Below are 12,072 nucleotides of genomic sequence, written 5' to 3'. Positions count from 1 at the left end.
CAGTTTGTCTGATTGATTGTTAAAGAACAAAAAATTCTGAGAAACCTCAGAATTTAAATTGGTCGGCGAGATAGGATTTGAACCTACGACCCACTGGTCCCAAACCAGTTGCGCTACCAAACTGCGCTACTCGCCGATGGGGTGGCTAATGGGACTTGAACCCACGACAACCGGAATCACAATCCGGGGCTCTACCAACTGAGCTATAGCCACCATATTTTAATAAGTTGAACCTGCATGACCTTGGCGCGCTCGACAGGATTTGAACCTGCGACCTTTGGCTCCGGAGGCCAACGCTCTATCCAACTGAGCTACGAGCGCTAGAAGCGTCGTTGCGGGGCGTATATTAAAAGTTTAGAAAGTGCTTGTCTAGCTTTTTTTTGTAAAATTCTATCACTAGCTATTTTTTTAACCAAAATGAATATAATTTATAAAATTTCTGGTTATTTTTTGTTTTATTCTAACATTTTAGTGATAATTTTAACCTCTATTTAGTTTTCGCCCGTTTAGCCGCACGGCGTTTCAGACGACGTATCCAACGGGTAATTTTCCAAGCTTTCGTAATAGAATAAGAATAGAGGAAGAAGAGAATAATGAATGCGATGAACATGATCCATTCATTAATGTAGTAAATTTCCCCTAAAATCCCAAAGCCGGCACACAATGCCGCGACAAAGGTAATTAACAAAAACGCCTGACGGGAAGTTAAACCTGCGCGCACCATCAAATGATGGACATGCAAGCGGTCCGGACGGAATGGGCTCTTCCCTTTTCTTAAACGACGATAAATAATCGCCACCATATCCACCAACGGAATAGCAATCACCCAAAGTGCGGTCACCGGATTCATCGGATGACCTTTGCCTTGCGTACTTAGCAATAAAATCCAAATAATCGTAAAACCGATCAGCGTACTGCCGGCATCGCCCATAAAGACTTTAAATTTCGGTCCCAACGGAATCCCCAGATTCATCATTAAATAAGGAATCGTTGCAATAATTAAGCCAAAACTCCAATACGCCAAATCCATTTGCCCATCACGATACATCAAAATACCGATTGCAGCGAAAGAAACACAAGACAATCCGCCCAGTAAACCGTCAATACCATCGATCATATTAAAAGCATTAATAATGCCGATAGTCGCCAACACCGTAATAATCAAGCCGATAGATCCTAACGTGAGCTGGAATGGCCCTAAAATTTGCCCTAAATGATCGAGGTAAACATTTCCCATATCGATCATGAGAATGGCTAAAAATGCCTGAACGCCTGCGCGCAAGAAAGGACTAATGTCATAACGGTCATCAATAATGCCCATTAATAGCAAGACTAAAATACTGAATAAATAAAGATAAGGTAAACGCGTTTGATCCCACTGCATGAGATAAAAACAAAGATTCCCCATAAACAATGAAATGCCGCCAATTAACGGAATTGCACCTTGATGGCGTTTACGATAGTTAGGTTTATCCACCAAACCGATTTGAATAGCAACGGGGCGCATCACAAGTAAAGTTAAAAGCGCCCCAAGAAATGTAACAAATAACGTCAATAACATAGGTTTTCCCATGAAAATAAAATGCGCAAAGAATACCACAAAGGCAAAAGGCTACATAAATATTTTTACTCATCTTCCTTTTTTTCAGTACAATAAAGCACTTTTTTGTATAATAAGGATAAAAACGATGGCAAATTCAACCGCACTTTTCTCCCGCGCTCAACATGTTATTCCGGGCGGCGTTAACTCACCGGTTCGCGCTTTTAACGGTGTCGGCGGCACACCGGTCTTTATTGAAAAAGCACAAGGCGCTTATATTTATGACACAGACGGTAAACAATATATCGACTACGTAGGGTCTTGGGGCCCAATGATTTTAGGACACAATCACCCCGCTATTTTAAATGCCGTGATGAAAACCGCACAAAATGGCTTGAGTTTCGGAGCACCGACACCGTTGGAAATCGAACTTGCTGAATTAGTGTGTGAACTTATCCCTTCAATTGAAATGGTCAGAATGGTGAGCTCCGGCACTGAAGCCACGATGTCTGCCATTCGTTTAGCCCGTGGCTATACAAATCGAGATAAAATCATCAAATTCGAAGGTTGTTATCATGGTCATGCGGATTCTCTGTTAGTCAAAGCCGGTTCCGGCGCATTAACATTGGGACAACCTAACTCACCAGGCGTGCCGGCAGATTTTGCCAAACACACGCTCACCTGTACCTATAACGACATCGACTCTGTCAAACAAGCCTTCGAGCAATATCCTGACGACATCGCTTGCGTGATTGTCGAACCGGTCGCAGGCAACATGAACTGTGTTCCACCAAAAAATGATTTTCTGCAAGGGTTACGCAAACTTTGCGATCAATATGGTGCAGTATTCATCATTGATGAAGTAATGACCGGTTTCCGTGTGGCACTTGGCGGTGCACAACGTTACTACAATGTCACACCGGATTTAACCTGTTTAGGCAAGGTAATCGGCGGTGGTATGCCAGTGGGCGCCTTTGGCGGTAAGAAAGAAATTATGCAACACATTGCCCCAACCGGCTCGGTTTACCAAGCAGGCACCTTATCCGGCAACCCGATAGCGATGGCGTCCGGTATCGCTTGCTTAACAGAATTGAAAAAAGCCGGTAATGAGCAAAAACTGGCGCAACAAACCGAAAAATTAGCGAAAGGCTTGCAACAGCTTGCCGATAAGCATCAAGTGCCGTTTACCGTCAATTATGTCGGCGGCATGTTCGGCATGTTCTTTACTGATAAAAAAGAAGTGACTTGTTATCAAGACGTGATGACGTGCGATACCGAAAAATTTAAACGCTTTTTCCACAAAATGTTGGATTTAGGCGTTTATCTGGCGCCGTCTGCATTTGAGGCAGGCTTTATGTCTCTTGCGCATTCTGATGAAGACATCGAGCGCACGCTAGCGGCAGCAGATATTGCTTTTGCTGAGTTGGCATAATTCATAAAACGTAAAGTGCGGTCAGATTTAAAAACGTTTTTAAATCTGACCGCACTTTTATCTTTAAACGCTAATTTAAAATTTGCAACAAACGCGTCAATAACGCCGCTCTCTCCGACTCGTCCAAGGCACGTCCGAATTTATTCGTTAAAATAAAGAAGTCCTCTGCTTTTTCACCAATGGTGGTGATTTTGGCATTAAGTAAATTCAGCTCTAAGTCGCAGAACACGGCACTCACATCCGCCAACAAACCTGCCTGATCCAGTGCAAACAATTCCATTTCAGTTTGATCGGTTTTCTCAAGATTCAAAAAACGCACGTCGGTTTTCACATGAAAATGAGCCAAATGGTGTTTTTCGCGTAGTCGTTGTTTATTCACCGTTTCTGACGTTAGGCTTTTCGTCAACGCGTCTTCCAACATACGACGACGATCAAATGGCAACTCAGCACCATCCAGTTCAGTCACAATAAAGCTGTCCAACACATAGCCGTCTTGCGTGGTAATAATTTGCGCATCGTGAATGCTGAGTTTTTTCGCTCCGATGGTACTCACCACTTTATTAAACAGGTTCGGGCGGTCGTTAGTATAAATAAAAATTTCCGTACCGCCGGCAGAAAACCGATTGCTCACTTTTACCAACACATCACCGCGAAACTCGGCAAGCAGTTGCGTGTGCCAGCTGATTTGCTGCGGCGAATTACGTAAAAAATAATCCAACGGGCAACGTTGCCATAGCTTTTCAATTTGCGACTCAGAAAGCGCGGTGTTTTTTTCACGTATTTCTAACAACGCCAAGTGGCGATGCTCTTCTGCTTTTACCTGATTATCCAACAAGGTTGCCAGTCCTTGAGTAAATTGTTGCGTGGTGTAATCGTATAAAGTCGCTAATAAAGAACGCTTCCAGCTGTTCCATAAGGTTTCATTGGTCGCCACAATGTCGGCAATGGTGAGACAGGTTAAATAATCTAAACGCACCTGATTACGCACCCGCTCGGCAAAACTCAACACAATTTCCGGATCGTGAATATCTCGTCGTTGTGCGGTCACCGACATCAACAAATGCTGTTCAACCAGCCATGCCATGGTTTCCATTTCGCGTTGGTCGAAACCATGCAGTGCGGCAAACTCGCGAACATCTTCTGCCCCCAGTAATTCATGCGCGCCACCACGCCCTTTGGCGATGTCATGAAATAAGGCGGCGATATACAATAAAGAGCGGTCAGAAATTTGATGCATTATTTGATGGCAAATCGGGTGAGTTTGCGCCGACGCTTCCGCTAAAAAACTTTCCAGTTTTAACATCACGCGCAGAATATGTTCATCCACGGTGTAACAATGGAACAAATCAAACTGCATTAAGCCGACAATATTACCCCATTGCGGTAAATAAGCGGTCAGCACACCATATTGGTGCATGGGGAAAAATGCGCGTTGGATGGCATTAGGCTGATTAAACAACCGAATAAATTTTTCTCGTGCCGTCGGTAAATCGCATAAATAGCCTTGCCGTTGCTCTAGCGCCAAATACAGCTCACGTAATACGGAGGAATGGATCTCCGCTTGCGGATATTGCGTTAAATAATAGAAAAGATCGAGGATGCTTTCCGGCTGTTGTTCAAAGCATTGGCGATGACGCAAACAAATGGATTGATTTATCAAGCTGAAATTCACATCAAGCACTTGCTCGTTCCCCATTTCATGGGGAATCAAAAAATGCTCCTGATAATGCTTGACCAGCAATTCGCTCAGCAATGAAATGGAATGTAACGCCTGAAAAAATTGCTTCATCATGGCTTCCACGCCTTGATTGCCCTCGCCTTGGAACCCCAATAATTCGCTGACTTTTAATTGACGATCAAATAAGAGGCGATTGTCATAACGTTTCAAGATTAAATGCAATGCATACCGCACTTTAAACAGAAATTGTTGGCTTTTCAGCAACAAAGCATACTCCGCCGGATGAATAAATCCCGCTTGCAAAATTTCCTGCAAATTTTTCGCCCCGTTGTGGCGAAGGGCAATCCAATACAACAAATGCAAATCCCGCAAGCCGCCGGGACTGTATTTAATGTCGGGTTCAAGATTGTAAGACGTATTGTTATAACGTTGATAACGCTCATTTTTTTCTTGAATCTTTGCCTGGCAAAAATCGGTTTTTGACCAAAAAGTCGGTAGTTGCACCAATGCGACCAGCTGTTTGAATAACGTTTGATTGCCGATTAAATAACGCGCTTCCAACAAATTTGTCGCCACCGTGATATCCGCCATGCCCTCCGCTTCACATTCAGCAAGGGTACGGATGCTCTGCCCAAGGTTAAAACCGCAATCCCATAAAAATTGCACGAATTGACCGAGTGTTTCCTGTAACGCCTCAGTTGGAACTTGATCTGTTAAAATCAAAATATCCAAATCGGAAAGAGGGAACATTTCCTGCCGTCCGTAACCGCCCACGGCAATCAGACTTAATGTAGGATTGTCGGTAAATTGAAAATAGCGCCACAAGTGCAAAAGGAATTGATCATAAAACGCGGTACGATTAGCAATCAGTTGATCGATAGCTATTTTGTCAAAATTCGCCAGCTCAAACTGTTTTAAATTTTCTCTTTGAATTTTGACCGCACTTGGCGTGAGCTCGGCTTGGGTATCGTAAGGAAAAAGCATAGGTTGTCTTGCAAAAACGGGAAATAGAAAAAATCCGCCACGGGAAACGTAGCGGATTTCAGTTAATTAAACGTTCACCATAACACGTTGGATACGCCCTTCAGCAATCTCTTCGTCACGGATGGTCATCACTTCACAGCCGTTTTCCGTCACCACAATTTGGTGCTCAAATTGGGCGGAATGGCTACGGTCTTTGGTTTTCACCGTCCACCCATCGCCCATTAAACGCACTTCTTTTTTACCGGCGTTAATCATTGGCTCAATGGTGAATACCATGCCCGGTTTTAACACTACGCCGCCATCGTCTGCGTAATAATGCAAAACCTGTGGTTCGCAGTGGAATTCCGTCCCAATGCCATGGCCGCAATATTCGCGCACCACACTAAAAGTTTGAGATTCCGTATATTTTTGTACGGCTCTACCGATTTCATTTAAACGAATGCCCGGTTTAACCGTACGCAGACCGACATAAAGGGCTTCTTGCGCCGCTTCCACCAACTTTTTACTGCGTAAATTGGTTTCTCCGACGATATACATTTTCGAGTTATCACCAAAATAACCGTCTTTTATCACCGTGACATCAATATTCACAATATCGCCATTTTTCAGATGCTTATCAAAACTTGGGATGCCATGACAAACCACTTCGTTAATGGAAATGCAAGTCGCTTTCGGGAAACCATGATAATTCAAGCAAGCGGGAATAACTTTTTGCACGTTCACCATATAATCGTGACAAATGCGATCCAATTCTCCGGTACTCACGCCTTCTTTAATATACGGTTCGATCATCACCAACACGTCAGATGCCAGTTTGCAAGCTTCGCGTAATTTAACAATTTCCTCTTCCGTTTTTAATGGAATACTCATGTTTATCTCCCTATTTAAAAATTAATGGGCGGAATTATAGCACTGTGACAGAGAAAAATCCTTGATAAATTCTTGAATGGACTAGTCGGTTATTGGATAATACGCGCTCAAATAAATCGTGGGGAATTACACAATATGACAGAGATATCCGTTCCGTTAACCTTTACTGATGCTGCGGCACAAAAAGTGAAGTCTTTAATTACCGAGGAAGAAAACCCGGCGCTTAAATTGCGCGTCTATATTACCGGCGGCGGTTGTAGTGGCTTCCAATACGGCTTTACCTTTGACGAAAAAGTCAATGAAGGCGACTTAACCGTAGAAAATGCCGGCGTGCAATTAGTTATCGATCCGATGAGCCTACAATATTTAATCGGCGGCACCATTGACTATACCGAAGGCTTGGAAGGTTCACGTTTTGTCGTGAATAACCCGAATGCCTCATCCACTTGCGGTTGCGGATCCTCTTTCAGCATCTAATATGGATTTTCAGTTTACCTCCCATCAAGGCAACACTGTCGCGAAGTGCTCTATGGAGCACGAAGCCTTCGCCAACTGGTTCAACATCGAAGTGCGGTCAAATCCACAACTAATATCTACCGCACTTTTTCATTTACAAAACTTGCCTGCCTCCCATGCGGCGGATATTGTGTTAACCGGTGCCGAATACAGCTTATACATTAATGCGGATGAGGTGATGGCAAAGGCAAATAATCTCGCCATTGAGAATCAAGACGCATTGGAAGACGGTTTTTATTATTACGATGATGAAAGTATCGCCTTTTGTGGCATTGAAGATTTTGCCCGTTTTTTACATTCTTACTTGGATTTTATCCGCGCCTAATCCCAACATTCAGCCCAAACGGTAACGCACATGGCAACAACAAAAGAGCAACAGACTTCGACTGAACAGCCACCGATAAAGTCCAAAAGGTCTTGGACAATCCAGCTGTTAAAAATTACATTCACTTTTTTTTGTATGCTGTTTTCTTATTCTGCTTATTTGGATTGGCAAATTCGTAGCAAAATGGACGGGCAAATTTGGCGTTTGCCGGCGGAAGTGTATAGCCGAATTGAAAGTATTCGGGTGAGTGATCAACTCAGTTTTGAGCAAATCAAGCAACTTCTCTTAGAAAACGAATATCGCCAAACTACCATGATTGCCGCACCGGGGGATTTCAAAATTGAAAATAACACGATCGTCTTACTGCGTCGTGCGTTCCCTTTCCCCGACACACCGGAGGCGCAACGGGTTTTTCGCCTGCGTTTTGAAAACGACAAACTGGCAGTCATTGAAGATCTGATTAATGTTAAAGCCATTGATGAATTTCGCTTGGCACCAAAGCTGATCGCCATTTTGCAATCAGACAAAGAAGAACGTCTTGCAATTTCCTTGCAGCAATACCCTCGCTTACTCATTGATGCCTTATTACTGACGGAAGATCGTCGTTTCTTTCAACACGATGGCATCAGCCCGCTTGGCATCTTGCGTGCCATGATCACCAATATTCAAGCAGGGCAAACGGTACAAGGCGGCAGTACGCTAACCCAACAACTGGTGAAAAACTTATTTTTAAGTAACGAGCGTACCTTCACCCGTAAAATTAACGAAGCCTTGATGGCGTTAATTCTCGATTGGCGTTATGACAAAAACCGTATCTTAGAAACCTACTTAAATGAAATTTACCTCGGGCAGAACGGCGACAACCAAATTCATGGTTTTGAATTGGCCAGCCAGTTTTATTTCGGACGTTCCGTGCGGGAAATCAGTTTAGATCAAATTGCCTTATTAGTGGGCATGGTCAAAGGTCCTTCCCTTTATAACCCATGGCGAAATCCCAATTACGCCCTTGAACGCCGCAATGTGGTGCTGCATTTGATGTTGGAACACAAAATCATCGGCGATGAACTCTATCAACTATTAAGCCAACGCCCGCTTGGCGTGCAGGAAAAAGGAAAAATCAGCCGTAAATACCCGGCGTTTATTCAAACCTTACAAACCGAATTACGCCACCAACTTGGCGAAGGGAAAACTGAAAATTTACTGGGTGCGCGCATTTTTTCTACGTTAGACATCAAACAACAAGATCAGGCTGAACAAGCGGTAATCAGTGCCGTATCCGATTTACAGCTCAAACATAAGAATCCGTTTTTGGAATCCGCTATGGTCGTTGCCGATTATCAAACCGGTGAAGTGCGCGCCATTGTGGGTGGGCTGCAAACGCAATTTGCCGGATTCAACCGCGCTTTATCAGCCAAACGCCAAATCGGCTCGTTGGTAAAACCGTCCATTTATTTGACCGCACTTATGTATCCGGACCAATTTCGATTAAACACACCGATTAACAACCAACCGATTACCATCAATGTGAAAGGCAGTCCGCCTTGGCAACCGCGCAATTACGACCGCCGATACAGCGGTTCCGTCATGCTGATGGATGCATTAGTACGCTCGTTGAATATCCCAACGGTCAACATCGGCATGAAGCTGGGGTTAACAAAAGTAATTTCCATGCAACAAGCCATGGGTTGGGATAAAGTCACGATTCCAAAAGTGCCCTCCATGTTGCTGGGTTCCTATGCCATTTCACCTTATGACGTAACCAAGCTTTATCAAACTATCGCCAACGAAGGCACCAGCATTCCGCTCAGCACGATCAGTAGTATCGCGGATAGACAAGGCAATGTGATTTATGAGCATGATCTCGAACCCAAACAAGTTGCGCCACCTGAAGCCGCATTCCAAACCCTCTTTGCCATGCAACAAGTGGTTGATCGTGGCACCGCTCACAGCTTGCAACCGGATTACGCCCATTTACACTTAGCCGGCAAAACCGGTACGACTAACGATGCGCGCGATACTTGGTTTGTCGGAATTGATGGCGAAAATGTCACCACCATTTGGCTTGGACGAGATGACAATGGAGAAACCAAACTCACCGGTGCCAGCGGTGCGTTACAAGTCTATAAGGCCTATTTACAACGTGCGGCTATTCGCCCATTAAAATTAAACAAACCACAAAGCATCAAGTGGATCGGAATTAATGCCTACGGCGGTTGGGATTGCAGCAGCTCACGCACGATCCCTGTTTGGGCAGACAGAAATCAATCATTCTGCCAACAAAGTCCACTCGCACAAACCGGCTCCATGATCAGTAATACAGCAACGCAAGCACCGACAACACCGGTAAAACAAGAAAGCGTATGGGATGTGCTAAAAGAAGGTGAATAAAAAATGGACGGCTACACGCAGAATAAAAACACCTAACAAAACGACCGCACTTGAGGAGATAAGTGCGGTCATTTTTTATGGTGTTTTTTACTATTCATCAATAGAATGAAAAACTCACTAAACTCAAACCGTTATAGACGAAACAACCAATCGTCTTTTTTCGGCGTTTGTAAGTAAAAGCCTTTTTCTTTAATTTGCTGCAACACTTCCGTTTTATCCGCATTGACTAACGGTTTGCTGCCAGCAAGATTAAACAACATCACAAAAATCGGTTTGCCAAAAGCCGTTAACAATGCGTCAGGTAGTGCATCAAATTGATCGCGTTTTTCAATATAAAGATACATGCCCGGTTCTTTTGGGCTTTTATAAATGGCACAGAGCATAAATCAGATTCCTTAATTAGGTTGAAGTTGCCGATTTTGCAATAATTCATTATCATTAAGCAACTCTTTTCATTGGAATTTTGCTTATGGCTCAAGATATTATCGAACTACGAACAGGTCAATTTTCTGCGCTGTTTATCAGTATTAATAGTTCAAGCTTGACGGCCATTAAGCGCGCATTGGCAAAGAAAAGCAAAACCTCGCCATCATTATTTAAAAATATTGAGGTGATTTTGCAGTTCAATCCGATGCTGGAAAAAGTCAATCTTATCGCATTAAGAGACTTATTGGCAGAATATCAAATTCGTCTTATTGGCGTGGCAGATTGGCAAAATCATCTGCAAAGAGAACTTATTCTTGCCGCCAATCTCTCTATTCTTGGCAATGTAAATAACCTCTCTGAAATCCTTCCGGAGCCTCGCAATTTACCCACAAAAATTGTGCCGCATAATGTTATCGACAAACAGGTTATTTATGCGAAAAACAGTGATTTGATTATTCATGGCGATGTGGAACAAGGTGCTGAAGTCGCTGCAGATGGCAATATCCATATTTATGGCGAATTATTAGGACGTGCCATGGCAGGTGTCAATAGTCATTCCGGTTCGATTTATACACAATATTTAGATGCGGAATTTATCGCCGTCAACAGCCGTTTTCTCTATAAAGAAAAAATCCCAACGGAATTTTTATATCGTTCCGTCAGGATTTTTGCCGAAAAGGAGCAGTTGAGTTTTCATCCTTTCTAATTACAAGTCAACAGACTCCAATTCATCTGCCATGGCGGATAATATCTCGCGTGTAAGATACGCTAACGCACGATAAAATGGCAGTCCTGCCGATTGTTCCACCTTGTTTAAAAACTTCGCTGCACAAGGCAATAAAAACTGTTCAAACAAGTCTTGTTGCGCGGATAATGAATCGGCATTGTCTTCTAACCATGAGGCCGTTAAAAGCAACATGGCAAAATGATCAAGGTTATCACTTGGCGGTAAATTACGTTCTTGACGAAAGTTTTCAAAATCCGCCACTGAAATATCATAAGCAGAAATTTGCGTTGCCACTGCGCCTTTCTCACCCAATAACTTTTGGTATTCTTTCTCCAAAAGCGTTAAATCTATCGGCATTTGTAATGCGTCTAAAGCTTGCTGACTTTCTGCATCTTCCGTTAATGGCCACACTTCAGATAATTGCTGTTGTTGTAACCATGTAAATACGCCAGAAAGAATATTGTCTGTTGGCTGGCGATAAAATAAATTTCCAAATAATCGGCTAATTAAAGAGAAATGATTTAATTGGATTTTTTCTTGCATGAATTTTTGTCCTTCTCTGATAAAAGTGCGGTGAGATTTTCTTGTGTTTTTTCAAATGCCGCCGTTAACACAGATCGATAACCCGAATCATCTAATAAATGAATATTACCAAAAAGATGATGTTGAATATCCGTTATTCCACAAAAACTAAATAATCCCTCTACCAAACAAGATTGCAAAGCTTTATCAAAAGCCAGTTGTTGATATTTTTCTATGCTATTTCCCATGGTAATAAAATGCTGTACTTTTTTATTTCCCAGCAAACCAACAGACGCACCATTTTCATTTTTGTAGGCAAAGCCGTAACTTAACACACGATCTAAATACCCTTTTAATATTGCCGGGAATCCCATCCACCAAAGTGGGTAGATAAAGGTAATTAATTCGGCTTCTGCAATCAATTTTTGCTCAAACTTAATCTCAGCCGGCACAATGCCATCCATTGTTGCACTCCATTCAGACCAAGATAACACCGGATTAAAATCTAATGTATATAGATCACGAATCACTGCTTCCACACCGATTTGCCGGGTCGCTTTTATGACTTCCTCCACTAAAGTGCGGTTAAAACTCTGTGAATTTGGGTGAGCAAAAATAATCAAATGTTTCATTTTATTCCTTAAATTTTATCGCATTTAATCAA

The 12,072-nt window shown here is 42.9% G+C and carries 11 protein-coding genes and 3 tRNA genes; 5 read left to right on the top strand and 9 right to left on the bottom strand.

Translation table 11 applies throughout. The features are described from left to right. Positions 1-59 precede the first annotated feature (59 nt). From HMPREF9065_RS02890 to wecA, 4 genes are all read right to left on the bottom strand, one after another. Positions 60-136, bottom strand: a tRNA-Pro gene (locus tag HMPREF9065_RS02890). 1 nt (position 137) lies between these two features. Continuing rightward, positions 138-213: transfer RNA gene (locus tag HMPREF9065_RS02895), tRNA-His, on the bottom strand. A 31-nt stretch (positions 214-244) separates the two neighbouring features. Continuing rightward, positions 245-321: transfer RNA gene (locus tag HMPREF9065_RS02900), tRNA-Arg, on the bottom strand. Positions 322-487: 166 nt separating this feature from the next. Continuing rightward, positions 488-1,561 (bottom strand): UDP-N-acetylglucosamine--undecaprenyl-phosphate N-acetylglucosaminephosphotransferase, encoded by a 1,074-nt coding sequence (gene wecA / locus HMPREF9065_RS02905; RefSeq protein ID WP_033002625.1) that lies wholly within the window; start codon positions 1,559-1,561, stop codon positions 488-490. Positions 1,562-1,688: 127 nt separating this feature from the next. On the opposite strand from wecA, the gene hemL reads away from it, so the two are divergent. Next, on the top strand, positions 1,689-2,972 hold the full coding sequence (gene hemL, locus HMPREF9065_RS02910) for a glutamate-1-semialdehyde 2,1-aminomutase (protein WP_033002624.1): 1,284 nt from the start codon (positions 1,689-1,691) through the stop codon (positions 2,970-2,972). A 70-nt stretch (positions 2,973-3,042) separates the two neighbouring features. Here the strand turns inward: hemL and glnD are convergent, their stop codons facing one another. Both glnD and map read right to left on the bottom strand, forming a co-directional pair. After that, positions 3,043-5,634: a bifunctional uridylyltransferase/uridylyl-removing protein GlnD gene (gene glnD / locus HMPREF9065_RS02915; protein ID WP_021616503.1), complete on the bottom strand. Its 2,592-nt coding sequence runs from the start codon at positions 5,632-5,634 to the stop codon at positions 3,043-3,045. Positions 5,635-5,700: 66 nt separating this feature from the next. Then, positions 5,701-6,504: a type I methionyl aminopeptidase gene (gene map, locus HMPREF9065_RS02920; RefSeq protein ID WP_021616502.1), complete on the bottom strand. Its 804-nt coding sequence runs from the start codon at positions 6,502-6,504 to the stop codon at positions 5,701-5,703. 135 nt (positions 6,505-6,639) lie between these two features. On the opposite strand from map, the gene erpA reads away from it, so the two are divergent. The 3 genes from erpA to mrcB are packed head-to-tail and all read left to right on the top strand — an operon-like array spanning position 6,640 to position 9,733. After that, a complete protein-coding gene (gene erpA / locus HMPREF9065_RS02925) occupies positions 6,640-6,981 on the top strand; it encodes an iron-sulfur cluster insertion protein ErpA (protein ID WP_021616501.1) in 342 nt (113 codons plus the stop codon). A 1-nt stretch (position 6,982) separates the two neighbouring features. Then, positions 6,983-7,345, top strand: coding sequence for a YacL family protein (locus HMPREF9065_RS02930; protein WP_021616500.1), 363 nt, complete (start codon positions 6,983-6,985; stop codon positions 7,343-7,345). A gap of 30 nt (positions 7,346-7,375) precedes the next feature. Continuing rightward, entirely contained in the window at positions 7,376-9,733 is a 2,358-nt protein-coding gene (mrcB, locus tag HMPREF9065_RS02935; RefSeq protein ID WP_021616499.1) for a penicillin-binding protein 1B, read from the top strand. Between the two features lie 131 nt (positions 9,734-9,864). Here the strand turns inward: mrcB and HMPREF9065_RS02940 are convergent, their stop codons facing one another. After that, entirely contained in the window at positions 9,865-10,116 is a 252-nt protein-coding gene (locus HMPREF9065_RS02940; protein ID WP_021616498.1) for a YcgL domain-containing protein, read from the bottom strand. Positions 10,117-10,202: 86 nt separating this feature from the next. Here HMPREF9065_RS02940 and minC point away from each other — a divergent pair, with 86 nt between their 5' ends. Continuing rightward, positions 10,203-10,865 carry a septum site-determining protein MinC gene (gene minC, locus HMPREF9065_RS02945; RefSeq protein ID WP_021616497.1) on the top strand — a complete coding sequence of 221 codons (663 nt, stop codon included), beginning with the start codon at positions 10,203-10,205 and terminating at the stop codon, positions 10,863-10,865. Here minC and HMPREF9065_RS02950 read toward each other — a convergent pair whose 3' ends face one another. Together HMPREF9065_RS02950 and HMPREF9065_RS02955 are read right to left on the bottom strand one after the other, a co-directional pair. After that, the gene (locus HMPREF9065_RS02950; RefSeq protein ID WP_021616496.1) at positions 10,866-11,429 is read right to left on the bottom strand and encodes a TorD/DmsD family molecular chaperone; all 564 of its coding nucleotides are present in this window, start codon (positions 11,427-11,429) and stop codon (positions 10,866-10,868) included. It lies immediately after the preceding gene. Continuing rightward, positions 11,408-12,040 carry an NAD(P)H-dependent oxidoreductase gene (locus HMPREF9065_RS02955; RefSeq protein ID WP_021616495.1) on the bottom strand — a complete coding sequence of 211 codons (633 nt, stop codon included), beginning with the start codon at positions 12,038-12,040 and terminating at the stop codon, positions 11,408-11,410. Before HMPREF9065_RS02955 ends, HMPREF9065_RS02950 begins: the two co-directional genes overlap by 22 nt. Positions 12,041-12,072: the final 32 nt, after the last annotated feature.

Source organism: Aggregatibacter sp. oral taxon 458 str. W10330 (genome assembly GCF_000466335.1).
GTDB lineage: Bacteria > Pseudomonadota > Gammaproteobacteria > Enterobacterales > Pasteurellaceae > Aggregatibacter.
Note: the sequence above shows the minus strand (reverse complement) of the source record. Positions and strands in the feature narration are given on the sequence as shown.

Bases quoted from the DNA above. Each gene is read 5' to 3' on its own strand.
- minC (WP_021616497.1), top strand. From the start codon at position 10,203: ATGGCTCAAGATATTATCGAACTACGAACAGGTCAATTTTCTGCGCTG.
- HMPREF9065_RS02930 (WP_021616500.1), top strand. From the start codon at position 6,983: ATGGATTTTCAGTTTACCTCCCATCAAGGCAACACTGTCGCGAAGTGC.
- glnD (WP_021616503.1), bottom strand. From the start codon at position 5,634: ATGCTTTTTCCTTACGATACCCAAGCCGAGCTCACGCCAAGTGCGGTC.
- HMPREF9065_RS02950 (WP_021616496.1), bottom strand. From the start codon at position 11,429: ATGCAAGAAAAAATCCAATTAAATCATTTCTCTTTAATTAGCCGATTA.
- hemL (WP_033002624.1), top strand. From the start codon at position 1,689: ATGGCAAATTCAACCGCACTTTTCTCCCGCGCTCAACATGTTATTCCG.
- map (WP_021616502.1), bottom strand. From the start codon at position 6,504: ATGAGTATTCCATTAAAAACGGAAGAGGAAATTGTTAAATTACGCGAA.
- HMPREF9065_RS02940 (WP_021616498.1), bottom strand. From the start codon at position 10,116: ATGCTCTGTGCCATTTATAAAAGCCCAAAAGAACCGGGCATGTATCTT.
- mrcB (WP_021616499.1), top strand. From the start codon at position 7,376: ATGGCAACAACAAAAGAGCAACAGACTTCGACTGAACAGCCACCGATA.
- wecA (WP_033002625.1), bottom strand. From the start codon at position 1,561: ATGTTATTGACGTTATTTGTTACATTTCTTGGGGCGCTTTTAACTTTA.
- erpA (WP_021616501.1), top strand. From the start codon at position 6,640: ATGACAGAGATATCCGTTCCGTTAACCTTTACTGATGCTGCGGCACAA.
- HMPREF9065_RS02955 (WP_021616495.1), bottom strand. From the start codon at position 12,040: ATGAAACATTTGATTATTTTTGCTCACCCAAATTCACAGAGTTTTAAC.